Here is a 26,365-nt window from a genome sequence, read left to right as displayed (position 1 = left end):
GAACCCCCGCGCGTCGGCGTAGTCAGCTGAATAGGCCTCGACAATCGAGGCCCTCACTGATGTCGCTGGCAGCCGTCGAACGCCAGCAGCGTCGAGCCCTTTTGCGCAAGGAGATACCCGATGAAGCGTTCCGCTCTAGCTGGCTTGTTCATGACTGCTGCGATGCTGGCCTCTCCCGCCTTTGCCGCCGGCGACAAAGACCTATGCCAGATCAACTTGGATAAAATCAATAACGGTAAAGCGTTACTCGCCACCGACACCAGTGGCAAAAGCGACGAAATCGACACCGCCGTGGCCCAGGCTAAAGCGGCCCACGCCGCAGGCGATGACAAGAAGTGCATCGAGATCACCTCCAAGACGCTGCAAGACCTGCAAAACAGCGAGAAAGGTGGCGAGTAAGCGTTAAGGCCAACCTTCGGGTTGGCCTTCCGTGACGGTTTGGCGTACACTGCACAGGCTTGTCACTCACTAAGAAACAACGAGTTACAAGCACGGGGCCGTTTAGGATTCGACGCCGGTTGCGAAACTTTAGGTGCATGCCGAGTTGGTAACAGAACTCGTAAATCCACTGTTGCAACTTCTTATAGTTGCCAATGACGACCAATACGGTGCTGCTCTCGCTGCTTAATTGCAGCTGACATGCACTCCTGGTGCCTTCGGGCCCAGCAATCATCAGGGGATGTCTGTAAACCCAAAATGATTGTCATATAGAACAGAATCGCCGTGCAGTACGTTGTGGACGAAGCGGCTAAAACTTACACAACTCGCCCAAAGCACCCTGCCCGTCGGGTCGCCAAGGGTTAACTTAATAGACACGGCTACGCATGTAGTACCGACAGCGGAGTACTGGCGGACGGGGGTTCAAATCCCCCCGGCTCCACCACTTCATCATCTAAAGACGTCCACGGACGTCTTTTTTTGTGCCTGAAACCCAGTAAATACGGGGCTTTCACCGCCATTGGCTTCCACAGAAGCTTTTAGAGTTCCAGGCGTTTTGGTATCCCAGTTGGTATCCCGAGCCCACTGGTGCTATTTTTGGGATACCAAAACGGTGTCAGAGGTAGCTCTCATGCCTACTAATGCAGCCCGCCTATCAGACCGCCAACTCAAGGCAGTCAAGGCAACAGGAAAAGACTTCGTTCTCACTGACGGCGACGGCCTTCAACTCAGGGTCAGAGCCAGTGGCTCGATGATCTGGAACTTCAATTACCGCGCGCCGGTAACCAAAAGCCGCCTCAACATGGCGCTCGGCCCTTACCCAGCCCTCTCGTTGGCAAATGCCAGAAAGAAAGCAGCTGAGGCACGCGAACTGCTGGCGCAAGGCATCGACCCCAAAGCGCACCGCGATGAGCTAAGGCAGGCCAAGCTGGCAAAAACCGAGCACACATTCGAGAAGGTGGCCACCGCTTGGTTCGAGTTGAAAAAACACTCCGTCACAACGGCCTACGCCGAAGACATCTGGCGCTCACTCACGCTGCATGTTTTCCCCAGCCTCAAAGCCACACCCCTCGCAGACATCACCGCCCCCATGATCATCAAGCTCCTACGCCCGATCGAGGCCAAAGGCAGCCTGGAGACGGTCAAGCGACTTTCCCAACGTCTCAACGAAATCATGGCCTACGGCGTCAACTGCGGACTGATCTTCGCGAACCCGCTCAGCGGCATACGGGCAGCCTTCAAAAAGCCGCAAAAAGAAAACATGCCGGCACTTCCCCCCGAAGAACTACCCGACCTCATGGTGGCGATTGCCAACGCTAGCATTAAACGCATCACCCGCTGCCTCATCGAATGGCAACTGCACACCATGACCCGCCCTGCCGAGGCTGCCGGAACGGCCTGGGCAGAAATTGATTTCGAGAAACGCATCTGGACCATCCCAAAGGAGCGCATGAAAAAACGCCGAGCGCACCCCATCCCCCTGAGCGACCAGACGCTCGCGTTGCTGGAGACACTCAAACCCTATAGCGGCCACCGGGAACATGTGTTTCCGGCAGACCGAAATCCGCGTACTCACGCCAACAGCCAAACCGCGAACATGGCGTTAAAACGTATGGGTTTTCAGGATCGGCTGGTCAGCCACGGCCTGCGATCAATGGCTAGTACCATCCTCAACGAACATGGATGGGACCCGGAGTTGATTGAAGTCGCACTCGCCCATGTCGACAAAGACGAAGTCCGAAGCGCGTACAACCGAGCGGACTACATCGAGCGAAGACGCCCGATGATGACTTGGTGGAGCGACTACATTCAAAAAGCCGCCACCGGCAATTTGTCGGTGACGGCCATTCATGAAAACAAAAACGGGAACGTCATCCCGTTTCGTTAATCAGTTCCTACTGGCGACAGCGGCGACACTGGCGACAACCCACTTATTTAGCGGTCCTGCGCATGGCGACAAAGCGGCGACCGTCGCCACCATCTGCATCGCCCACAAGCTTTTAAGGCCCAGCCCCTGAGGGCAGGAAGGCTTTGCCTTCCCGTCCTCAGGGGCTCACTTTAAAAACCGACGAACGGCCCACTGTCCATTCAAAGCCACCGTCTTCCATACACATCCATCGCCTAAAAACCCCACCCCATACACGGTTGACCACCCTCCGAGCACGCGCTACACCAGAGCCGTAGAGCGCTGTCATCGACAGCATTGCCCAGGTAGCCAGGGATCTTTAAGGCTACGCCCTACAGTGGTGGTCCCAGCCATGCGCGCTCGCTTCCAATTAGGCGCGCAGTCACGCCCAACGTGATCGAAGCCAACTTATCCACAGTGCAAATGCGGCAGCCCACGCCCGTCTCTTTCTCCAGGAAAGAGACGGGCGCCGAAACCACTGCCGCAGCCCTTGCCGGGCAACACATTGCAGCGTTTGTCACTGTGACAATCGGCGTGACAAACCCCGATGTCACCCGCAGCAGCAATGCAGATGATGGTGCCGCAGCCCACGGAATGGACTGCACCTGACTGACAGTCAGGCACGCCCTGGTCATCGCATTACTGCCTGCAACAGACTCAGGATCTCGCGGCGCTGGTCTCGTCAGCCAACGCAGCCTCCACCCGCCCACCGTTATCGGTGCTCAGGAGGCCAGATCATGAGATGCCCAAGCTCCCGGTCGTAAAGAGCCGCCCGTCCCGCGTAAGTGGACACCCTCACAGGCTGCAGGGGCCTTGATCCCTGATAACACTCAACAACCGTGGCGGGGAGAGTGAGGGGGAAATTCGAAGCACCAGGAGAATGACGATGCAATTGTGCGAAGTGTTCGACCTGCCACAGCCACTTCTGGAATACCGGCCCGAGCCGCTGGTGTATCCAGTCGAAGCGTTGGGACAGATCTTAGGGCCAGCCGTCGAACGTATGGCCGAGGTGATCGGCGTGCCCTGTGCCATGGCTGCGCAATCGGTGTTGGCCACTGCCGCCCTGGTGGCCCAGTCGCACGCCAATGTGCATCTCGATGGCCGTGTTTATCCGTTGTCCCTGTACATGCTGACGGTGGCATCGTCGGGTGATCGGAAAAGCGCAGTGGATCATCTGGCGCTGGCGGCTGCGCGTGAGTGGGAGCGGCGGCAGTGGGCGTTGTATTTGGAGCAACTGAAATCCAATCGCGCCGCCATTCGAGGAAAGCACGAAGCTCGTGAGTTATCCGACCCCATACCGCCCAGGTTGATCATCGCCGAGCCCACCATTGAGGCGCTGATCAAAAACCTATGCCAGGGCTTGCCCAGCATGGGGTTATTCAACGATGAGGGCGGCCAGTTTCTGGGCAGCAGCACCATGAGCAAAGAGAACCAACTCAAGGCCATCACCACCCTGTCAGCACTCTGGGACGGCAGCCCCATCGACCGGGCGCGCTCCATGCCTGGCGAAAGCCTGCGAGCTTATGATCGTCGCCTCAGTCTGCATCTGATGCTGCAACCTTACCTGGCCACCCAGCTACTCACAGACCGGATGATCAACGGCCAAGGCATCCTTGGCCGTTGCCTGATCAGTTGGCCCGAACGCCTAGTGGGGCGACGCTTGTACAAGGCGGTCGACCTTACGCGAGATGCCAGGATCCAGCGCTACCAAGCGCGCATTACCGCTCTGCTGGATAAGCCGCTGTCGCTACACAACGACGGCTCACTTAACCCTGACAGGCTGGAACTGACACCCAGCGCTCGCGGTGCCTGGATCGATATTCACGACACCATCGAATGCCAATCTGGTGAGTTTGGCGAGCTGGCCGGCATTCAATCTGTCGCCGGGAAAGCAGCCGCCAATGTACTGCGTATCGCCGGGGTATTGGCGGTGATTGAAGACGCGCCCGTAGTGGACGAACCCCATATCCAGCGCGCCTCGACGCTGATGGATTACTACCTGGCCGAAATCCAGCGCCTGACGGAGCAAGAACCCATCAACACGTTACGCGAGGAGGCGGATCGACTGCTGCGCTGGCTGACGCAAAAAGGCTGGACCCAATTTACCGTCCGCGACCTCAATCGCAATGGCCCCCGCTTTGCCCGCAAAAGCAGTCATCACACCATTACGCTGCTGGTCGAATTGATCTCACATAGCTGGCTGGACTCTTCTGACGGAAAGACCTTCGAGGTGCGCCATGTTCCGCCTCAATGACGCGGTGCGCCGTTACCAGGCGCAGCATCAGACACGACCTGCATTGCGGAGTGTCGCCACTTCCGTCGCCGCCTTGTCGCCATGCTTCAGAGCAGCAACTACAAGGGTTGTCGCCACTGTCGCCGTTGTCGCCACATCCGCCTTAGGGCCTGTCAACATCGGCCAACTGATCCACCAACTGCGCGAAGAGGGAGCAATGCTGCGGCATCAGCAAAACGCCCTGATTATTCGTCCCGCACATTGGCAACAAGTGAACAAGATCAGCGCCCACTGGAAAGCGGTGCTGCGCTTTCTGCAAGACAATGAAAACGGTGAAGCCGATGGCATTGGTCGGCCGACGTGACGGGCGCAACTTTGGCTACGGCCGTCAGCTCAGCTATGCCGGCCCACAAGCGCTGAAAGATCTGTTTGCCGGCGGCCACTTCGCTACGGTCAAAGCACACAGTGATCGCTGGCAGGCTTTCGTGAAGTGGTGTCGATCAGCGGACGGCCCCGGTTACAACGACGCCCGCCAGATAGATCGCAGTACCTTGCACAGCTACGCCACACACCTGCGTCAGCAAATCCAACAAGGTGAAATCTGCATCGCCACCGCGCAGAACCGCCTGAGTAGCGTAAACCGTACCCTCGCAGCACTACGCGGCGACCAGTACGTGAAAATCGCCAGCCCGAGCAAGGCACTCGGCATGCAGCGATCAAGCGTACGCACCCGCGCACCGGATGGCCAAGATCACCAACAACTGAGTCGAGTGATTGAAGCGCTTCGCGAACAGCACCACCACCGCGTCGCTGCGATTATCTGCCTGGCCCGCGCAACCGGCATGCGCTTGCGCGAAACGATCTTGGCTGACCTGCCACGCTTGCAACGTGAGGCTAAACACTTAGGCCGCATCAATATTCAGGATGGGACCAAAGGCGGCCGGGCTGGCGCTTCAGCTCCGCGCTGGATCATCGCAAATAACGAGGTTAAGGCAGCCTTGCAGATGGCTCGTCACGCTTCACCACACCACAGCCGCAATTTGCTGGCCGAAGGTGAAAGCTACGCCAAGTTCCAGCAGCAGACGGTGAGGCCAGCCCGTGAATTGCTTCAGAAGCTGGGACTGAAGGGGGTTCATGAATTTCGAGCGGCTTATGCGTGCGAGCGCTACATACAGCTCACGGGCCACGCGGCCCCCGTCAATGGTGGCCGATGCTATCGCATCGACCACGCTCTGGACCAAAGCGCGCGACGGCAAATTAGTCTTGAGCTTGGGCACAATCGAATCGAGGTGGTTTCGGCTTACATTGGGGGTAGAGCGTGAGCAAGCCTTTCGATATGGCACTTTTCCTGGGTGGAGTACTGAACGGTTCGACAGCCACGCAGCAAAGACACATTCGACAAGCTCGTATCATGCAGGCAGCTATCCAACAGAGGTGGCAGCGCGATAACCCTTGGGGCTGGCACTTCAAGCATGTGCGTTGGTTTTTGGTACACCAGCTGAAGGACCGCTCAGAAGCCACCCGTTACTACTACAGGCTCACCGCACAACTTATCTCGAAAAGATTAGGCCGGAGCTGGCTTTGCCTTGATATCTAAGCGCCGACCGTCCCGGCCACATAAGTGGCCCTCCACGTTGACATTTCCCTTGACAAATGGTTATCTCGATAAAGACCATGGTACTTAGTGCCGTTAAGAGCCGTCTAGGTGCATGGGGCCTGTTTCACAGGCCCCATGCACCTAGACGGCACCCTAACCCATGCATTTCGTCGGCTAATCCCTTGCAACCACAGCCCTTCGCCTATAAATGCGCCAACTGAATGTGCTAACCTCAAATCCAAGTCTATTTCCACCCTTATGGGTACTTTCGCCATGATCAGCGGCCACCAGCATTCAAAAGACCTTAGCTTTGCGGAAATGATGAGCCTTAAAAGCAGCTCACGTGACCGCCAGGTTGATGCTGTCTATGCTGCAGACCCTGAGATGCTTGAAATGGCTGCTGCCCGTGCCAAAGCCGCCCTTCGTGGCAACTCTGCTTCAATCGCTCGCCCACTACGATTCTCTGCGCTAAGCAACTGATGCCCGAAGCGGCAAACGAAGACGCTCCGTTCGCCTTACTTGAACGTTCAGAGCTCTTCGCATTTCTGCTCGATCTAATTCAGCGCGTCTACCGCCCCTCAATTCAATCAGCTGTCACCGATTACGGCCTTGTGATCGTTGGCGGGCAATCGCTTACGCTTTGGGCCCGGCAATACCTCATCGACGAAATGACAGGCGAGGATGTCGGATTCGTCACTAGCGATGATTTGGACTTTATCGGTAAACCCAACTCTATTGATTATTGCGCCCGCGTGATGGGAGTCCCTTTTCGCAAGGCTAAGATGGACGACAACACTATAAACATTGCCGCCGCGTATATTGACTGGGTTGACGGTAAAGAGGTCATTGTCGATATCCTGGAAATGGACAGCGTCGGGGGCGCGCCTCAAAAAGAGATTTTCAAGTATTTATCTGTCCTGGATATCGAAGGTGTGCAGATCGCCGTCATCGACCCCATCACATGTCTGAAGTCTCGTTTATTCAATTTATTCTCTTACTGGCAGGATCGGCCACATCGGGAATCCGTGCGGGTGACGATTGCACTTCGCGCGTCGAACCATTATCTGCGCGACCTGCTGGTAAATGATGGGTATCGAGTCATATCAGAGCATATCCGCCGGATCAAGGCCTTAGCCCTGACACCGCTCGGCAAGCGTGTTTATGTCGAATATGGAATCGACGTGCTGGATGCCATCCCCTACGATCCGGCGCTATTCCCAACCGCCTACATGGATCGGGAACGACCGAACATGCTTCGCCAAATAGGTGATGCACGCCGACGGAAGTTAATTCAGTACCAACGATTCGCTTGTGGTCCTATTCACCTGAGCCATCTTCATCCCGCGGTAGAGAACGATCCAAGATAAGAGAATCTGGATAACGCAAAACACTCACGCGGTCATCTCATCGACTCTGCAACCAAGGATGGTGACGGAGACAAGGCCACAGCTCTAATAGCTACCGATAGAGTATTAAATATTTTCAATATTTTGTACGTCGTAATACTCTCCAGAGAAACGGGAAAACAACCGATGATTGAGAAGAGCCAAAAAAATGTACTTACAACTTTCGGCGCTTGGCACTATTTTCCCGTTCAAATCAAAATCAATTAGCAGTTGCATTTCCACAGCATTATTACGAATATTTTGTATATAAACATCATTATTGTAGTGGGCCTTTTGCTTAATTGCGGAGGCTCTTCTTAACTGAATCTTATTGTTTCCCACATAGGCATCAATCTCATCCATACTGGAAAACAATGATGAAAATTTCGGCTCCAGCTTTAACAACCCAAAATCTTCTTTATGAGCCTCTTTATAGCTTAATATTGACTCCGTCTTATTTTTTTGCTTAGCAATTACATCGCCGTCAAAAATGAAAAAATCTATACTCTTAGAAATATTAAAAGTTGGCGTATTATCGATATCCAGAGCATTGTCTTTGAATACCGCCCTATATGCGCCAGCCAGCTTCTTTAACTTCCAAGAGTCATCGGTCGATTTTACTGCATAGAGAGAATTTTGATCATCAAGAGTAAGCCTTACTGCATAAAAATGGGCATTCTGTATATCTTTAAGTTTTTTCACCTTCTTTTCATCGCGAGCCACGCACTCTTGTATCAATTGTCCTGCATGTGTTTCATCTGCTGGAATCGACAAGACACTAGTTTCGTTATTTTCGGCGAGCAGCGAGTATTCTCGAATTTCTTCGACACTTTGGACTGCAGCATTGACATTTTCTTTTATTTTAGCATCCAAAAGTTCAGAAGTCTCAACCCAGCGCCCTGTATAAACTATTTTACCCGCGCGAGTAGATCTCTTGAAAACCCACAGAGTAACAGTTGAATTGAGGACATCAAACGCTTTCAATGCTAAAAGATCGGCCATAATGTTAGTCTCGTTGTTTTAGAATTTTGACTTTATCAATACTGCTATAACGAAGAACATCACCAGTTAACGGTTGAAACTTAGCCAAACAACCTTCTGTATTCGATATAGAGTCGCCTTCATATCGATACTTTATTTCGTAATGCCCCCAACCAAACGCAACCAGCGCAGGATTTAAAATCACTTGCCCCGACTTGTAAGTCAGCCAAAATATCCAAGCCAGAAATATAAAAAAACCCAGAAATTTACCCGTCTCTTGATAATCCAAACTCATAAATGAAACCACATAAGGCAAAACGTAGTTCATTAGATCTGCTGGAACATGCTTGCACTCTTCCACAATGATTTTCCGCTTTGGTGTGGCGAGCCAAATTGTTCCTAATGATATTGAGAGCGAAATGAGACAGAGGGTAAAAAAACCAAGTGCTAATAAGGGATGCTTTAACGGCAGCTCACATTGACTGGCGAAATTTTTCCAGTCTGAGCACAGACTTTGAGCAGTCGAACCCATTGTAAAATCTTGGACGAGTAAGATCATGCTCAGGGGAAGGTAAGATCCTAAGTAGATCAATAATGCGACTAAAATCCTTGTCTGCATTTTGTAAATAGTCCTGAATCTGGTGATCTTTATTTAAAGGATTCTGGTGGCGGTCAGCCCCACAAAAACGCCACACAGCTCACTAAACTAGACAGAGCCAAGCTAGCATATTGCCATCTACAGGTCTAACCCTCCTGCGTTCTTTATCGGTTGGCGTTCAAGTTGCTGGCGGCTTCCTATCCGACAGCGGCGCGATCCTGGGTCACCAACAGACGCTCGTAGTAGAGCATGCCGATCTATCGATCCAGCACACGAGTACTCCAGTTTTGCGTGGCGGCCTCAGTCATATATCACCGGCGGCGCTACCAACCTTGAGCAAGGTGCGGTAATAGATCTAGCTCAATTCGGTACGCAATCCGTTCCAAATTGGTAAGGCCATCGTGACCTAATCCCTGAGCAAGAGCGCGGTTGAAGTAGCGTTTCAGGACATCGCAGCGGGTCACACTGCAAGCCCGTACTTCGTCCAGCCTATTGGTTATTGTCGTCTTTCTTTGCTGCCTGTGCGGAGGTTGGAGCTTTCGGCTGCGTAATATGTCAGGAATGACGCTGTGACTGTTACCGCTGACCGAAAACTGACCCAGTAAAGGCTGGTTGCCGACAAGGGCTATAACGCAGAGGCATTTCGTCAGCACTCTGACCGTTATCGAATGCAGCCAGTCATCCCGCTGCGCAAGATGATACGTAAGCCAAAGCCCGCGGCACCCCGCCGGCTCAACAAGCCCCAATACACGAGACGAGACATCATTGAGCGGATGTTCTGCTGGCTGAAAGACAACCACCTGATTGGTAACCGCTACGACAACCTCGCGACAGCTTTTCTGCGATGCTCTCGCTGGACTGTTCGCTGCGGTGTTTACGACAGCTGGTTTCGTACAGAGTCCAGACCTCACCGAATGTTCGTATTCATGGGTCTCCTTTAATGGATTTGACAAGTAAAAAACACCACGGTGGCCGAGTCTGTAACGCTCATGGATAATGGTGGGTTTCCGGCCGTTCAGCTACACGTCGCGCCCCTTTGACACCAGGACAATAGCCCCTTCCCCATGAACCATTACGCACATACCAAACTTGTCTCATTCATTTGGTCTATCGCGGATGACTGCCTTCGCGACGTTTACGTCCGGGGCAAATACCGTGACGTCATCCTGCCGATGGTTGTTCTGCGTCGCCTCGATACTCTCCTCGAGCCCACCAAGGCCGAAGTCCTGGAGGAGGTCCGCTTTCAGAAAGGCGAAATGAAGGCGACTGAGCTGGACGATGCACCGCTAAAGGCGGCCTCTGGCTACGTATTCTTCAACACGAGCAAATGGACACTGAAGCTGCTGCATGCAACCGCCACTAACAACCAACAGATACTGCTGGCCAACGTGGAAGACTACTTGAACGGGTTCAGCGACAACGTCAAAGAGATCATCTCGCGCTTCAAGCTACTGGAGCAGATGCGGCACATGGCAAACAAGCAGGTCTTACTGGACGTGCTAGAAAAGTTTATCTCGCCCTACATCAACCTCACGCCACATCAGGTCGAAGACCCTGACGGTAACACCCTGCCAGCCCTCAGCAACCTCGGCATGGGCTATGTCTTCGAAGAGCTGATCCGCAAGTTCAATGAAGATAACAACGAGGAGGCGGGCGAGCACTTTACTCCGCGTGAAGTGATCCACCTTATGACCCACTTGGTCTTCGACCCGATCAAGGATCGGCTGCCCCCCGTTATGACCATCTATGACCCCGCCTGTGGTAGCGGCGGCATGCTAACGGAGTCGCAGAACTACGTCATTGACCCCGATGGTTTGATCAAAGCTACCGGCGACGTCTATCTGTACGGTAAGGAAATCAACGACGAGACCTATGCCATCTGCAAATCCGACATGATGATTAAGGGCAACAACCCCGAAAACATCAAGGTCGGCTCCACCCTGTCCACCGATGAGTTCGCCGCCCAGCGCTTTGATTTCATGTTATCCAACCCGCCCTACGGCAAAAGCTGGAACAGTGAACTCAAATACATCAAGGACGGCAACGACGTCATCGACCCGCGCTTCAAGGTCGAGCTGAATAATTACTGGGGCACCAGGGAAACCAAAGACGCAACCCCCCGCTCCAATGACGGCCAACTGCTATTCCTGATGGATATGGTGGGCAAGATGAAGTCCACCAAGGACAGTTCCATAGGCTCGCGTATCGCCTCGGTCCACAACGGCTCCAGCCTGTTTGCAGGCGATGCTGGCAGCGGCGAGTCCAACATCCGCCGCCACATCATCGAAAACGACCTGCTCGACACCATCATCCAGTTGCCGAACAACTTGTTCTACAACACCGGCATCACCACCTATATCTGGCTGCTGACCAACGCCAAGCCCGCAGCACGACAGGGCAAGGTGCAACTGATCGACGCCAACCCGCTATTTCGTAAGCTACGCAAAAACCTTGGTGACAAGAACTGCGAATTCGCTCCTGAACATGTCGAAGAAATCACAAGCGCCTATCTTGCTTTCCAATCGGTCGAACGGAAGCTGGATGCCAACGGCGACCCCACCGGCATTGCCGTGCAGATCTACGACAACACCGATTTCGGCTATCACAAGGTCACTATCGAGCGCCCCGACCGCCGCCGCGCCCAGTTCAGCGCTGAACGGCTTGCTCCCCTGCGCTTCGATAAATCCCTGCGCGAACCGATGGAGTATCTGTGGGAAGCACACGGTGAGGCGGTCTATGAGCCGGGCTTCCTGAATGCGCATGCTAAGCCGGTCATGGAGTGGTGCGAAGAGCAGGGCATCACCCTGAACGCCAAGGCCCGCGCCAAGTTAATTGATACCGCCAACTGGAAGCGTCTGCGCGAATTGCTCGATCACGGACACCAGTTGATGCAGGCCATCGGTACGGATGAAACTGCCGACTACAACGAGTTTTGTGATCGCATTAGCAAGGTGCTGAAGACCCGAAAGATCAAGCTGTCAGCGACCGAGAAGAACGCCATCTTGAATGCGGTGAGCTGGTATGCCGAGGACGCAGAAAAGGTGATAGACAAATCTCTTCGCTTTACCGACCTGGAGCTCGCATCGGTAGCTGCGCAGCTAGGCTGCGACGTATCAGCGCTAGGCGATTTTGGCTTTTATGCACAGGCCGATGGCACCTGGCTGACCTACGCCTCAAACACCGACCTCCGCGACAGCGAGTCTGTGCCGCTGAAGGACAGCATTCACGGCTACTTCCTGGCCGAGGTGAGGCCCTATGTCGAAGAGGCCTGGATCAACCTCGACTCGGTCAAAATCGGATACGAGATCAGCTTCAACAAATACTTCCACTATCACAAGCCGCTGCGGAGTTTGGGCGAAGTTACGGCGGATATTCTGACGCTGGAGCAGCAGGCTGACGGACTGATCTCGGATATTTTGGGTGTCCCGATGGCGGCGTTGTCGGAGGTGGGATGATGGATAGGTTTGGGTTCGAGCAGTACGAAAGCTACGCAGAAAGCAATGTTAGATGGATTGGTAAATTACCATCGCATTGGAAAGTTGAGCGAAGCAAATGGCTTTTTTCTGACCGCAAAGAGCGCGCAAGACGGGGCGAGCCACAACTTGCAGCTACTCAAAAATACGGCGTGATTCCTCAATCGCAATTCATGGAGATTGAGGGACGCCGAGTGACCCAAGTCTTTCTTGATTTTGACATTCTAAAACATGTTGAATCTGGCGACTTCGTGATGAGCATGCGTAGCTTCCAGGGCGGAATTGAGTACTCTGAACACACGGGGTGCGTTAGTTCAGCATATGTCGCTTTGCGACCTGGACCGCGCGTAGAGCCAGCCTTTTTTCGCTATCTACTTAAAAGCACCAGATATATTGAGGCCCTACAAAGCACATCCAATCTAGTGCGTGATGGGCAGGCGCTTCGCTTTGACAACTTCTCGGCGGTCGACCTATTCATCGTTCCCATTGAGGAGCAGCGTTCGATCGCGACATTCTTGGACGAGAAGTGCGCCAAGATCGATGTAGCTGTGAAGATCAAGGAAGACCAGATCACGCTGCTACGCGAGCGGCGTCAGATCATCATTCAGGAAGCCGTAACCCGCGGCCTGAATTCCGCCACTCCATTGAAAGACAGCGGCATCGACTGGATTGGCCAAATCCCAGCGCATTGGGAGGTGCGGCGCAGCAAGTTTGTCTTCACGCAACGCAAAGAGTTGGCGCGAAAGGATGACATTCAGCTTTCTGCCACCCAATCCTATGGGGTTATTCCTCAAGAGAAGTTTGAGGAGCTGGTTGGTCGCAGGGTCGTGAAAATCCAGACGAACCTCGAAAAACGCAAGCACGTAGAGTTGGACGACTTCGTGATCAGCATGCGCAGCTTCCAAGGCGGCCTGGAGCGAGCTTGGGCGGCGGGCTGCATCAGGTCCTCCTACATTATTTTGCGACCGCACGAGGAGATTTGCCCGACCTTCTTCGGCTACCTTTTCAAAAGCCCTCGATATATTAAAGCCCTGCAAACAACTGCAAGCTTCATTCGCGACGGGCAAGACTTGACCTTCGAAAATTTCGCGATGGTCGACCTTTTCCTTCCACCCATCAATGAACAGCGTGAGATTGCGGACGAAATCAAAAGAAAATGCGAGAAGGTTGAGAATGGTATTGCCATCAAAGAACGCCAGATCGCCGCGCTCAAGGAATACAAAGCCAGCCTAATCAACGCGGCCGTCACCGGCAAGATCAAGGTTATTTAAGGGATAGTATATGGTCAGCAATACTAGGGAAGTTGCACTCGAGCAGGCGATTCAGAAATATCTGACCGGCTGGACGACCGAAGAGCTGGCAGGCAAGCCCGTGCCGGTTGGCGGCGGCCCCTATAGCATCGGCCTGCCCGGTGACTTCAACGCCCAGTATGCGCTCGACACTGCCATGTTCTGGCAGTTTTTGGAGTCGACACAGGGCAAGGAGCTGGCCAAGCTGCAATCGCGCAACCCATCAGATTGGCAAGCTAAGATCCTTGAGCGCTTTGATCGGATGATCAAAAGGCACGGCCTGCTGCATCTGCTGAAAAAGGGTCTATCGGTCGATGACGCGTTCTTCTCACTGATGTACCCCGCTCCGCTGGCCAGCTCTGCCCCCCGCATCCACGAAAACTTCGCTGCCAATATTTGGAGCATCACTCGACAGGTCCGCTATTCGCAGAGTAACCCTCTGGAAGAAATCGACATGGTGCTGTTCCTGAACGGCATACCCTTGGTAACGGTCGAGTTAAAGAACGCCTGGACTGGGCAAACTGCCCGCTTTCATGGCCAGAAGCAGTACCACGAAAAACGCGACGCCACCCAGCCTCTGCTGCAATTTGGCCGCGCACTTGTGCATATGGCGGTGGACACCGACGAGGTGTTCATGACCACCAAGCTTACCGGGGCCTCGACTTTCTTTCTGCCGTTCAACAAGGGCCACAACAATGGCGAGGGCAACCCGCCGAACCCCAGCGGCCACAAGACCGCCTATCTGTGGGAAGAGGTGTTCCTGCCCGCCAGCCTTGCGGGCATCATCCAGCATTTCGTTCTGCTGGAGGGCAAAGCCACCGATCCGCTGGCGAAGAAATCGCTGATCTTCCCGCGCTATCAGCAGTTGGACGTGGTGCGCCGCTTGCTGGACCACGCGTCCACCAACGGTGTCGGCCACAGCTATCTGATCCAGCATTCGGCGGGATCAGGCAAATCGAACTCGATCACCTGGGCGGCCTATCAGCTGATCGACGCGTACCCCAATAGCGTCGGCCTCCCTGGCGCCAAGGGCCTAGACCAGCCCTTGTTTGACTCGGTTATTGTGGTGACGGACCGGCGCTTGCTCGATAAGCAGCTGCGCGACAACATCAAGGACTTCTCTGAGGTCAAGAACATCGTCGCCCCAGCGCTGCGTTCAGCCGACCTAAAATCCGCGCTGGAGAACGGCAAGAAGATCATCATCACGACAATTCAGAAGTTCCCCTTCATCATTGATGGCATTGCGGACCTAAGCGAAAAACGATTCGCCGTGATCATCGACGAGGCGCACAGCGGTCAAAGCGGCCAGGCCCATGACACCATGAACCGCGCGATGGGTGCCGGGGACACCGACTTGGACGAGGATGATCCGCAAGACCGAATCCTGGCGGCGATGCAGTCCCGCAAAATGCGCGGTAACGCGTCCTATCTGGCCTTTACCGCAACGCCTAAGGCGACCACGCTTGAGAAGTTTGGCGAACAGCAATCCGACAGGAGCTTCAAGCCATTCCATCTTTACAGCATGAAGCAGGCCATTGAAGAGGGTTTCATCCTCAATGTGCTGGCTAACTACACGACCTATAAAAGCTATTACGAAATCCAGAAGTCCGTGGAGGGAAACCCGCTTTTTGACACCCAGAAGGCTCAGAAGAAGCTGCGGGCCTATGTCGAACGCAGCCAGCACACGATCAACACCAAGGCCGAGATTATGCTGGACCATTTCATCCCACAGGTCGTGAATGCCAAGAAGCTTCGCGGCAAGGCCAAGGGGATGATCATTACCCAGAATATCGAATCCGCAATCCGTTATTACAAGGCTGTAAACAAGCTGCTCGACGCACAAGGAACCCCGTTTAAGGCGTTGATCGCTTTTTCGGGAGAGAAGACCGTCGATGGGTTGAAGCACACCGAAGCCGAAATGAACGGCTTTCCTGAAAGTGAGACGCGGGAAAAGTTCGACACTGACGACTATCGGCTGCTGATCGTGGCCAACAAGTATCTGACCGGGTTTGACCAGCCCAAGCTGGCTGCGATGTATGTGGACAAGAAGCTGCAGTTCGTCCTAGCCGTCCAAGCCCTGTCTCGCCTGAACCGTTCGGCCCCAAAGTTGGGCAAGCGAACGGAAGATCTGTTCATCCTCGACTTCTTCAACAGCGTCGATGACATCAAGACGGCCTTCGATCCCTTCTACACCGTGACAACGCTGTCCGAGGCGACCGACGTCAACGTGTTGCACGAGCTGAAGGACGCACTGGACCAAGTTGGAGTATACGAGTGGCAGGAGGTCGAAGACTTCGTCACACGTTATTTTGCCGGTGAAGATGCCCAGGCCCTCAGCCCGATCATCGATGTTGCAGCCAATCGCTTCAACACTGAGTTGGAGTTGCTGGACCCCGAGAAGATCGACTTCAAGATCAAGGCCAAGCAGTTCGTGAAGATCTACGGTCAGATGGCGTCGATCATCCCGTTTGAAGTGCTGGTGTGGGAAAAGCTGTTCTGGCTGCTGAAGTTTCTGATCCCCAAGCTCATGATCGAAGATCCCAATCAGGATATGCTCGACGAACTGCTTGAGGCCGTTGACCTGTCATCGTATGGCTTGGAGCGCACGAAGCTGAACCAGGAAATCGGCCTCGACGATTCCGACACGGAACTGACGCCGCAAAACCCGAACCCACGCGGCAACCGCGACGGCGATCCGGAAACTGATCCGCTGGATGAAATCATTCGCAGCTTCAACGAGCGGTGGTTTCATGGCTGGAGCGCGACGCCTGAGGAGCAACGTGTCAAGTTCGTCAACATCGTCAACAGCATCCGCGCACACCCGGACTACACAGCCAAGTACGAGGACAATGCTGACCCTTACAATCGCGGCCTCGCATTGGAAAAGATGCTCCAGGACGTGATGCTGAAAAGGCGAAAGGACGAGCTGGAGCTCTATAAGCTGTTTGCCTCTGATCCGGCGTTCAAAGCGGCATGGAGCCAGAACATCGAGCAGGTGCTCAAAAAGAACTTGGACAATCAGGCCAGCGCATAAAGCGAAAAAACTGGGGGAGTCTACCGGCTGCACAAGCACGCAGACGGCGACTATAGCCTCGACCCAGCCACCGCTGTAGTCAGAGGTAAGACCCATGATTCGGAGAAGACGCGGGTGTCGGAGATCATCAAGGCGCTGAGAGACAGCTTCGTTGCTGAGGTAAGGGGTTCTTTACCGACATCGCTAATCACATCAGCCGGCAAAAGGATTTGATGGCTCATGGTCACGAAGCGTGCTGGTCAGATCGAATGCAAACGTGTGGGCAAGTGGAGTGCAGTATTCCAATTGGTATTCCAATTAAAAATTTGGAACTATATTGATCTTATAAATCAATATTTTACGCGACGGATTCAAATTACCCCGGCCCACCATTTGATCAACTAAAGACGTCCACGGACGTCTTTTTTTGTGCCTGAAAACCAGTGAAATCAAGGGTTTCAGGGCCATTGGCTTCCGTAGAGGCTTTTTGAGTTCCAGGCGTTTTGGTATCCCAAGCTTTGGGAATACCAAAACGATGTCAGAGGTGGCCCGCATGCCCACCAATGCATCCCACCACTCCCTTCTGCCAAACCAAGGCAACGAAGACAGCAGAAAACGACGTCATCCTCACTGACGATGACTAGCCTTGGCGTAGGATCAAGACCCATAAAGCCGCACTCAACGCGACTTCATCATTCTAAAAAACTCCCCGTCTACACCCTCAAACTTACCAATCACATTTATTCTCACCACACACTTAATAAGCTAGCCACCTATCTAATTTAAAACAACCGTCTGAACTCAACCCCATCTGATAACACCTCTCTTTAACCAACCACACCGCCCTGTTTTTTATTTCACAGGTATTTCACATACCCTTACTTATGCTAATGTCATTACGACATCACCGCTATCAAACCCGGATCGGGAGTGTGTATGACAGGTCTTCTGGCTTCCGTTAACAGCCGTACGCAACTGGTCGGGCAAAACCGTCTGGAATTGCTTTTATTCCGGTTCAACGACCATCAGTTGTACGGCATCAATGTGTTCAAAGTGCGCGAGGTTATTCGCTGCCCCAAGTTGTCTGTACTACCAAAGTCTAATAACAACATTTGTGGCGTGGCAAACATCAGAGGCTCTTCCATCCCCGTTCTAGACCTTGCGATGGCCACTGGGCTGCCGGGTATTACCGATAAGGAGAGCGCTTTTATCATACTTACGGAGTACAACAATCGCGTTCAGGGTTTTCTGGTTTATGCGGTTGAGCACATTGTTAATTTGAATTGGGAGGATATCCATCCTCCGCCCAAGGGCAGTGGCGATAACAATTATCTGACCGCTGTGACCCGCGCGGATGATCGGTTGGTAGAGATCATCGATGTGGAAAAGGTGCTGACGGAAATTTCTCCTACGTCGGAGGAGATTTCCAATGGTGTGGTGGATCACCAGGTGACTCAGTGGGCACGGCATCTGCGTGTGCTCACGGTCGATGACTCGATGGTCGCCCGCAAGCAGGTGACGCGTTGCCTGGAAACCGTCGGGGTGGAGGTGGTTGCGCTGAACGATGGGCGTCAGGCTCTGGATTATCTTCGCGCCATGCTCGATGAAGGGCGCGATCCGCAGGAAGAGTTTTTGATGATGATCTCGGACATTGAGATGCCCGAGATGGATGGCTACACCCTGACCGCTGAAGTACGCAGCGATCCGCGCCTGGCGAAGTTGCATATTGTGTTGCACACCTCGCTGTCGGGCGGGTTTAACCAGGCCATGGTGAAGAAAGTCGGGGCCGATGACTTCCTGGCGAAGTTCCGCCCGGATGACTTGGCCGGTCGGGTCGTCACTCGCATCAAGGCGGCCAACGCCAACTGATCCATTCAACCACCACACCATTCACGCCAGGGAGGCTGAGCGGCAATACATAAAAAGAAGAAACAGTAGAGGCCATATCATGACCAAGTGTAATGAGCTCTATCATCAGGCTCCAGACGGCGAAGCAAGGCCTTTCTGGAAGGGTACGCTGGATACCTGCACATCGGGCTGCGCAACCACGTCGCCTAATTCCGCATGCGAACCCGGCACCACAACCACGCCCATCTCCCCTACCTCAATGAAAGACGAGCTGATCGCCGCCCAGGCGGTGTGCACCCGAGCCAAAGCCGCAGTCGTCGAAATGTTCAGCCATGCGCGCATGGGCCGTGCGCTGGAGCTTGAGCCCATCAGCTCGCTAGTGGATGACATTTCCAGCTCGATCGCCCGCCACCCAGACGCTTTTATCAGCCTGGCACGCCTTAAAAGCATCGACGATTACACCTATATGCACTCGGTGGCGGTGTGTGCACTGATGATCGCGCTGGGCGTACAACTCAAGCTGCCGCCCGCGCTCATTCGTCGCGCGGGGCTGGCCGGCCTGCTGCACGACATCGGCAAGATGGCTATTCCAAACGCCATCCTTAATAAACCCGGGCGTTTGAGCAGCGATGAATTGCAAGTGGTCCGCCGCCATCCCCTGGAAGGCGAAAAAACCCTGATGGGCACCGCCCAGATGTGCGACATGGTGGTGGACGTATGCCTGCATCACCACGAAAGAGTTGACGGCACTGGCTACCCTCACGGGCTGGCGGGTGAGCAAATCAGTGTTTTTTCACGCATGGCCGCAGTGTGCGACGTCTATGACGCGGTGACTTCCGACCGCTCCTACAACCAAGGCTGGGACCCCGCCGTGGCCATTCAGCAAATGTCCACATGGCAGGGGCATTTTGACGATGAAGTATTTCGGGCTTTCCTAAAATCGGTAGGCATTTACCCAGTGGGCTCTATTGTTCAAATGAAAAGTGGCACGATCGGCGTGGTCATTGAACAACATACCGATTCGCTGTTGACGCCCAAGGTCAAGTTATTCTTCTTACCGGTTCTTAATATTTATATCACCCCGAAAGTTGTCGATTTGAGTGACCCCGCTCAAACCGATCGCATCATCGCGCGGGTGCCGCCGCAACGTTATGGCTTTAAAAACACCGAGCACTTGTGGCTCGATGATAATGAGTCCAACTGAGTAGCGATAACTGTCATGCAGTATTGACCGATGAAACGATAAGCATCGGCGCTACTGCCTAAGCAGCCCATAGTTAAGCCTTAAGTCTTGTGTGCACAAAAAAATTGGAATGCCAGTATCCGGCGGTATTGGCAACTATCAGCGCGGGCAGGAATCATCATGAAATTCAACTCATTGCAGACTCGAATTTGCTTTACCGCAGGACTCTGCTTATTCATCTCTTGCGCCAGCCTGGTTTTATATGGGCTGTACTCTTCAAATGCGAATCAAACTTATGTGGGCCGCGAAGTTTCTACGCTGATCGAAAATTCGACCATCCGCGAAGTGCAGAACCTTGCCGAATCGCGCGCAAATGCCATCCAAGCAAAATTGCAGAACGCCCTGGACTCAGCTCGCACAATGGCCAACACCATGAGCGCCAGTAAAAGTACGCAGAGCCCGCTCGCTCTGGGCCGGGAGCAAATCAACACAATGTTGCTCAGCGTGCTCAAGGACAACCCGGATTTCAACGGCACCTACTCGTGCTGGGAGCCGGATGCTCTGGACGGTCAGGATCAAGCCTCTCGTAACAATGAAGGCGGTAACAACCCGCTGACGGGCCGTTTTACGCCATATTGGACCCGCAGTTCGGACGGCCATATTGCCGTGCAACCGCTGGTGGAATACGACTCCGACGCGCGTCACCCCAACGGTGTCCTTAAAGGCGGCTGGTACTCCGGCCCCCGCGACACCCAGAAAGAGAGCGTGTTGGACCCAATCCCCTACGTGGTTCAAGGCAAAAACGTATGGCTGACGACGCTCTCGGTGCCCATCACCGCCAATGGCAAGTTCTACGGTGTGGTCGGTGCTGACTTCGATATTTCGTTTATTCAGAAACTCAGTGAGCAAATGTCCGCCGCCCTGTATGACGGCAAAGGTTCGGTGACGATATTGAGCCATCAAGGCTTGGTGGTGGCCAACAGTAAACGCCCCGAACTAATCGGCCAGCCATTGAAGGCATTGCTGCCCGACACCTGGGAAAAAGTGTTGGCCAACGTGCAGAAAGGCCAGGGTGACAGTCGGATGAACCAGGAAGCCGAGGAGATCGAGGTGCAAATGCCGATCACCCTGGGCCGCACCGACAAACCCTGGGCGATCTTGATCCATTTGCCCAAGGCCGTGGTGATGAGCCAGGCGATTGCGCTGGAGCAGGAGCTGAAGTCCCGCGGGCTGAGCAGCAGCATCTGGCAGGTGGGCGTCGGGCTCAGTATTTCTGTGCTGGCCTTGATTGTGTTGTGGTTTGCCACCGCGAAAATCGTCGGCCCGATCCGTGAGGCCGCGACCCTGGCCGCGACCATCAGTCTTGGGGATTTTTCCCAGCGTCTGGTTCAGAAATCCGAAGATGAAGTCGGGCAGTTGTCTTTTGCCCTGAACGAAATGTCGGACAGCCTGCAACGTCAGGTCAAAGTCGCCGAACGCATCTCCGAAGGCGACCTGGACCTTGAGGTTCGTCTGTCGTCCCCCAACGACACCTTGGGCAAGGCGCTGGAAAAAATGGTCGGCAACTTGAACAACCTGATCTCCCAGGTTCAGGTCAGCGCCACCGAGATCACCGGCAGTTCGGGCCAGGTCACAGAGTTGAGTCAGTCGTTGTCCGAGGGTGCGGCCAACTCCGCGTCGTCCATTACCGAGATCAGTGCGGTCATGACGCAAATGGCCGCGCAAACCACCGACAACGCGGCCAACGCTAAGAAGGCCGATGAGCAGTCACAGGCATCACGCGCGGACGCGGGGGAAAGTGACCAGCTGATGAGCGAGCTGATCGCCGCCATGGCCGAGATCGACAACTCGGGCAAAGACATCACGGCCATCATCACCACCATCGACAATATTGCTGCCCAGACCAACCTGCTGGCCTTGAACGCCGCCATTGAAGCGGCGCGTGCCGGCGAACTCGGCCGTGGTTTTGCCGTGGTGGCCGACGAAGTGCGTAGCCTCGCCGCACGCAGTGCCGAAGCCGCCCAGCAAACCGCGGCGCTGATCGCCGACTCGTCAACCAAGACCCAGCGCGGCATGGTCATCGCCGGACGCACCGCCGATTCGCTGCGCAATATCGTTAATGGCACCACGGCGGTTTCGAGCTTGGTGTCCCTGATCTACCAGGCTTCGAGCGAACAAGCCTCCGGGTTGCAGCAGGCCAGTATCGGCTTGGAGCAGATCGATGAAGTGACTCAGCAAAATCAGCACAACTCCCAGCAATGCGCGGTGGCGGCCAAGAACTTGTCGGAACGGGCTAACGCCATGCAGCAAGGGCTGAGCCGTTTCAAGGTCAAAACCAGCTAGCGCGGCGGCCCGGCCGGGGGCGGTCAACCGCTGCCCTCGGTCCCTTTCATCAACCGCAGGTTCATTCACGAAATGTTAAGAATCGCCTCCCTATACTGACCGACTGCGAGCCGCTCCCCCGAGCGGCCCCCTGCCCCGGTATCCACAACCCATGACGCGCCCCGCCTCTCTGCTGCTCCTGCTTGCTGGCCTGTTGTTTTTCTTTGCTTTGGATAACCACGAACTGCAAGGCTCCACCGAAGCCCGCGTCGCCGGGATCGCCATGGCGATGCACCTGGACAACGACTGGGTGGTGCCGCAGTTGTTTCGCGAGCCGTTCCTGGAAAAACCACCCCTGAGCCTGTGGCTGGACGCCGGCGCGATTCGCGTGTTCGGCGGCACCACCTGGGCGGTGCGCCTGGCGTCGGCCTTTGCTGGGTTGTTCAGCGTGATGCTGCTGTACGGGATGCTGCGCAAGTTCGGACGCCCGCAAACCCTGGCGTTCAGCGCGGCATTGATCCTGGCGACCATGGCCAGTTACTGGAGCAATGTGCGGGGTGTCGGCGAAGATGCGTTGCTCAGCCTGGGCGTGACCACCGCCCTGTTGGCGTTCTACCAGGCGGTGCGGCCGGATCGTCAAGGTTCGGCAACCGGCGCCTGGGCGTTGTTTACCGCCGGGATGGTGATCGCCACGTTGAGCAAAGGCGTGCTAGGCCTGGCGATGCCCGGCGTGGTGATTTTTGTGTACTTGGTCAGCACCAGCTTGATGGATAAACGCCTGCGCCTCGGGGACTGGCTCAAGCCGGCGGCGTTTACCCTGCTGGCCCTGATTCCATTGCTGATCTGGCTGACATTCCTATTCCAACGCGGCGGCCTGCAGGCCGTGGGCGAAGTGCTGTGGACCAATAGCGTCGGACGCTTCAGCGGCGAATTCGTCGAGGCTGGGCATTACGAGCCGTTCTATTACTACCTGCTGAAGCTGCCGCAAGCGTTTTTACCGTGGAACATCCTCGTGTACCTGGGGCTGTGGCATTTCCGCAAAAGCCTGGTACGTAATCGTTACCGGTTATTTTTCAGCGTTTGGCTGGTGGCGCAGTTCACGTTGCTGACGTTGGCCTCAAGCAAACGCACGGTGTACCTGATGGCCCTGACACCCGCCGCCGCGGTGCTGGCCGCCGAGTATGGGCGGGTCATCCTGGAGTGGCTGAAGGCGCATAAGCCGTCACTCTACAAGTACCACAGGCGTCTGGTCGGCGGCGTGTTCACGCTAGCGGTGGCGTGTTACCTGACGGCCGCGTTCTGGTTTGCGCCCAAAGCCGATGTGCGTCAGTCGTTCGTGCCGGTGATCCGCCAGGTTCAGGCACTGCAAGCCGAAGGCAAGGAAGTGGTGTTGTTTCAACCCAACGAACGTATCGCCGGGGCCAGCGTGTTTTATTTGCAGAGCTACTTGAAGATCTTGCAGACAGACGCGCAACTGCACAGTTATCTCGCCGCCAGGCCTGGCAACGTTGCGTTGCTGGACCGTACCGACGGCCTGAGCACGCCGGTCAAGGTGATCAAGGAAATGGCGATCAATCGCCAGCCCTACTACTTCGTCGAGCAGTAGGGCCGGCGCGGCAGGTTAGTGTTTGGTGAGTTTGTCCAGGTAACCCATGGCGAATGCCGAGACCACGAAGGTCATGTGGATGATCACGTACCACATCAGGTGCTGAGGATCGACGTTCTTGGCGTCCATAAAAATGCGCAGCAAGTGGATGGAGGAAATCGCTACGATGGAGGCCGCCACTTTCATCTTCAGCGACGAAGAGTCCATGGTGCCCAGCCAGTTGAGCTTTTCCTTGTTGTCGTCGATATCCAACTGCGAGACGAAGTTCTCGTAGCCGGAAATCATCACCATCACCAACAGGCCGCCGACCAGGGCCATGTCGATCAACGACAACAGCAGCAGGATCACTTCGGCTTCCAACATGGTGAAGATGTTGGGAATGACGTGAATGATTTCCTGGAAGAATTTCAACGCCAGGATCAGCAAGCCCAGGGACAGCCCCAGGTAGATCGGCGCCAGCAACCAGCGCGAGGCGTACATCGCATTTTCGATAAAGCGTTCCATTGGATCTCACACAGCGTGGTTAGAAATGGCGGCGAGTATACCAGCCGCCATCAGCGCGCTGTAACCGCGAGAAAACTGACCTGGGCGGCTTCTGTAAGAGAATTTTTCTGCTAGTGTCGAGCCCATCAACTCGGCTCGATGATGTCGGACAGGAAGAAACTCAGATGATGGATGTGCGATCCCCTTTGGCCGGTTTCGGCCTGTGCGCAGCATTGCTGCTGGCGGGCGGCTGCTCCCCCAGCGATGAAAAAAAACAGGCCACCCTCGAAGAGAAAACCGCGCAATTCGAACAATCCTTGGACAGCATCCAAGATCCCAAACTGCGCGACGCCATCGCTGACCTCGGCGGCTCGCTGCTGTTGCTGGAGCGCGCGCAACTCAAGCTCGCCAACAAGCCCATCGAGCCCGAGTACGGTGAAGACTCCCTGGCCCTGCTCAAGCACTACCCCACGCCCCAGGCGTTGGTGGACACCTACATCAATGGCCTGTTCGTGCTGCGCAAGACCTCCCACTCCGATTACCTGACCGATCTGCAGCCGGTCTTCCCGTTCAATTTCAACCTGCCTGACCAGTTCCCGTTTCCCCACGGCCTGGAATGGCAGTCGGTCACCCTGAGCAACCACAAAGTCATTCCGTTCCAGCCGGAATGGTCGGAAACCGATCCGGGCATCCAACTGAGCCCCAGCAGCTCCAACCTGACCAACCCCGATGATCTGACGGTGACCTACCCGTTCATCGACGGCATCGAGACCGAAAACAAAAGCCAGCCGCAACCGGTGAGCCTCAAGGGCACGGTGGAGGTGATCGCGCCGGGCAATGTGCTGACGTTTGACTTGTCGACCAAGGACGTAGGCCACCCGCGCACTGAAGGCGCGATCAGCGTCAATCTGCTGCGTCTGGAGAAGAACTACGCCGAAATCGAACTGACCAATAGTCAGCCCCTGGCGCCCCAAGTCGGCGATGAGTCCCCCAACCCGCTGCTGGTACAGGCGCGCGACAGCACCAGGCAATTCCTTACTCGCTCGGGATCCATCAATGAAAGCGCGGCTCAGGTGGCGTTCTACCAGAAACAATTGGCCGAGATGCAAAAGCAAAAAGTCTGGTCCGACGCCTTGGAAAAACAGCTCAGCGATGAGCAAAAAGCCTTCGAACACCAGCAGAACACCCATTACGCCAAGGTGTACTTCAATGGGCTGATCGACACCGTGCAAGTCAACGTGCTGGATTTTTCCAAGGCCACGGTGACCCGCAAGGACCTCGACCTGCCGGTGCTTCGCTTCGACAAAAACAGCCTGGAAAAAACCGTGCAAGCCTTGCCCATGCCGGTCACCGTGTATGACGACAGCGCCGCCGATTGGCTCAAGGACGCCACACTGACCGAAGACCAGCTGAAAAACAGCGTCACCATCAGCCAGTCCGTCGAAGACGCCAGCGCCGCGACTATCGTGTTCGACCACCCCTTCACGTTCAATGACGATCTGGTCGGCGCCGAGCGTAATAGCACTGAGTCGCCGGTGACCTTCTTTACTGCCGATGAAAAAGGCGAGCGCGGCGAACCGATTGAATTGCCCACCGAGGCTTTTGAGCTGAACCCGGCACGCGGCACCCTCACCTACGACCTCACGCTGTTTCCGGAAAACCCCGCTTATGTGGTGGGCTCGATCCCGTTGTTCCTGGCGACCATCGAGAAAAACCAGATCGACGTGGGCACGTTGCCTAAGGGCCTGTCGCTCAAGGACAACGCGCTGGTTGTCGACCAGAAAGCCTTCCCCTCCGACAGCTGGCGTTTCTATGCCAAGGACGCCAGCGGCCACTACCTCAAGGAAATCCTCGCCGTCAGCCATCGCGCCGCGGAATACGGCACGGCGTTATTCGACGTGCATTACTTCTACGGCCAGCCGAGCGCGCTGGAAAGCTACCAGCGTACCGAGCTGAATACCGTGCAATACGGCTTTGAGGTCAAACTGGATAAGCCCGAGAGCAAATAAG

18 protein-coding genes, 1 other RNA gene and 1 pseudogene are annotated in these 26,365 nt (G+C 55.0%); 17 read left to right on the top strand and 3 right to left on the bottom strand.

Going from position 1 to position 26,365, the window contains the following annotated elements; genetic code table 11:
• Positions 1-120: 120 nt before the first annotated feature.
• The 8 genes from ABX75_RS12910 to ABX75_RS12885 all read left to right on the top strand — a co-directional run bounded on the left by ABX75_RS12910 (position 121) and on the right by ABX75_RS12885 (position 7,541).
• On the top strand, positions 121-399 hold the full coding sequence (locus ABX75_RS12910; RefSeq protein ID WP_034100762.1) for a hypothetical protein: 279 nt from the start codon (positions 121-123) through the stop codon (positions 397-399).
• Between the two features lie 94 nt (positions 400-493).
• Positions 494-883: a transfer-messenger RNA gene (gene ssrA / locus ABX75_RS28405) on the top strand.
• Between the two features lie 186 nt (positions 884-1,069).
• A complete protein-coding gene (locus ABX75_RS12905) occupies positions 1,070-2,326 on the top strand; it encodes an integrase domain-containing protein (protein ID WP_047882048.1) in 1,257 nt (418 codons plus the stop codon).
• A gap of 904 nt (positions 2,327-3,230) precedes the next feature.
• Positions 3,231-4,598 (top strand): YfjI family protein, encoded by a 1,368-nt coding sequence (locus tag ABX75_RS12900; RefSeq protein WP_047882047.1) that lies wholly within the window; start codon positions 3,231-3,233, stop codon positions 4,596-4,598.
• Positions 4,582-4,941 (top strand): hypothetical protein, encoded by a 360-nt coding sequence (locus ABX75_RS29015; protein ID WP_047882046.1) that lies wholly within the window; start codon positions 4,582-4,584, stop codon positions 4,939-4,941. Before ABX75_RS12900 ends, ABX75_RS29015 begins: the two co-directional genes overlap by 17 nt.
• The gene (locus ABX75_RS12890; protein ID WP_047882045.1) at positions 4,919-5,899 is read left to right on the top strand and encodes an integrase domain-containing protein; all 981 of its coding nucleotides are present in this window, start codon (positions 4,919-4,921) and stop codon (positions 5,897-5,899) included. The genes ABX75_RS29015 and ABX75_RS12890 overlap by 23 nt, the downstream gene beginning before the upstream one ends.
• Positions 5,896-6,174, top strand: coding sequence for a hypothetical protein (locus ABX75_RS29665; protein WP_073844145.1), 279 nt, complete (start codon positions 5,896-5,898; stop codon positions 6,172-6,174). Before ABX75_RS12890 ends, ABX75_RS29665 begins: the two co-directional genes overlap by 4 nt.
• Before the next feature lie 479 nt (positions 6,175-6,653).
• Entirely contained in the window at positions 6,654-7,541 is an 888-nt protein-coding gene (locus ABX75_RS12885) for a hypothetical protein (RefSeq protein ID WP_047882044.1), read from the top strand.
• Between the two features lie 105 nt (positions 7,542-7,646).
• On the opposite strand, the gene ABX75_RS12880 is transcribed toward ABX75_RS12885, so the two are convergent.
• Positions 7,647-8,561 carry a Kiwa anti-phage protein KwaB-like domain-containing protein gene (locus tag ABX75_RS12880; protein WP_047882043.1) on the bottom strand — a complete coding sequence of 305 codons (915 nt, stop codon included), beginning with the start codon at positions 8,559-8,561 and terminating at the stop codon, positions 7,647-7,649.
• Between the two features lie 4 nt (positions 8,562-8,565).
• A complete protein-coding gene (locus ABX75_RS29010; protein ID WP_144419298.1) occupies positions 8,566-9,072 on the bottom strand; it encodes a hypothetical protein in 507 nt (168 codons plus the stop codon).
• A 674-nt stretch (positions 9,073-9,746) separates the two neighbouring features.
• Here ABX75_RS29010 and ABX75_RS28395 point away from each other — a divergent pair.
• The 8 genes and pseudogenes from ABX75_RS28395 to ABX75_RS12845 form a co-directional block, all read left to right on the top strand.
• A pseudogene (locus tag ABX75_RS28395) lies at positions 9,747-10,036 on the top strand (IS5/IS1182 family transposase); the annotation flags it as partial.
• A gap of 166 nt (positions 10,037-10,202) precedes the next feature.
• Positions 10,203-12,593 carry a class I SAM-dependent DNA methyltransferase gene (locus ABX75_RS12875; protein WP_047882042.1) on the top strand — a complete coding sequence of 797 codons (2,391 nt, stop codon included), beginning with the start codon at positions 10,203-10,205 and terminating at the stop codon, positions 12,591-12,593.
• A complete protein-coding gene (locus ABX75_RS12870) occupies positions 12,590-13,882 on the top strand; it encodes a restriction endonuclease subunit S (RefSeq protein WP_047882041.1) in 1,293 nt (430 codons plus the stop codon). The genes ABX75_RS12875 and ABX75_RS12870 overlap by 4 nt, the downstream gene beginning before the upstream one ends.
• 10 nt (positions 13,883-13,892) lie before the next feature.
• Positions 13,893-16,934 (top strand): type I restriction endonuclease subunit R, encoded by a 3,042-nt coding sequence (locus ABX75_RS12865; protein ID WP_047882040.1) that lies wholly within the window; start codon positions 13,893-13,895, stop codon positions 16,932-16,934.
• A gap of 915 nt (positions 16,935-17,849) precedes the next feature.
• Positions 17,850-18,782 (top strand): chemotaxis protein CheV, encoded by a 933-nt coding sequence (locus ABX75_RS12860; protein ID WP_047882039.1) that lies wholly within the window; start codon positions 17,850-17,852, stop codon positions 18,780-18,782.
• Positions 18,783-18,861: 79 nt separating this feature from the next.
• A complete protein-coding gene (locus tag ABX75_RS12855; protein ID WP_082136151.1) occupies positions 18,862-19,965 on the top strand; it encodes an HD-GYP domain-containing protein in 1,104 nt (367 codons plus the stop codon).
• A 297-nt stretch (positions 19,966-20,262) separates the two neighbouring features.
• On the top strand, positions 20,263-22,287 hold the full coding sequence (locus ABX75_RS12850) for a methyl-accepting chemotaxis protein (protein WP_371263990.1): 2,025 nt from the start codon (positions 20,263-20,265) through the stop codon (positions 22,285-22,287).
• 151 nt (positions 22,288-22,438) lie between these two features.
• Positions 22,439-23,872: a glycosyltransferase family 39 protein gene (locus ABX75_RS12845; protein ID WP_034100809.1), complete on the top strand. Its 1,434-nt coding sequence runs from the start codon at positions 22,439-22,441 to the stop codon at positions 23,870-23,872.
• Positions 23,873-23,887: 15 nt separating this feature from the next.
• Here ABX75_RS12845 and ABX75_RS12840 read toward each other — a convergent pair whose 3' ends face one another.
• Complete coding sequence (locus tag ABX75_RS12840) at positions 23,888-24,376, bottom strand: TIGR00645 family protein (RefSeq protein WP_034100811.1); 489 nt, start codon at positions 24,374-24,376, stop codon at positions 23,888-23,890.
• Positions 24,377-24,540: 164 nt separating this feature from the next.
• On the opposite strand from ABX75_RS12840, the gene ABX75_RS12835 reads away from it, so the two are divergent.
• Positions 24,541-26,364, top strand: coding sequence for a hypothetical protein (locus ABX75_RS12835; RefSeq protein ID WP_082136150.1), 1,824 nt, complete (start codon positions 24,541-24,543; stop codon positions 26,362-26,364).
• Position 26,365: the final 1 nt, after the last annotated feature.

This window comes from Pseudomonas sp. ARP3 (assembly GCF_001029595.1).
In the GTDB taxonomy this organism is placed as follows: Bacteria; Pseudomonadota; Gammaproteobacteria; order Pseudomonadales; family Pseudomonadaceae; genus Aquipseudomonas; species Aquipseudomonas rhodesiae.
This window is presented reverse-complemented; position numbering and strand designations above follow the sequence as displayed.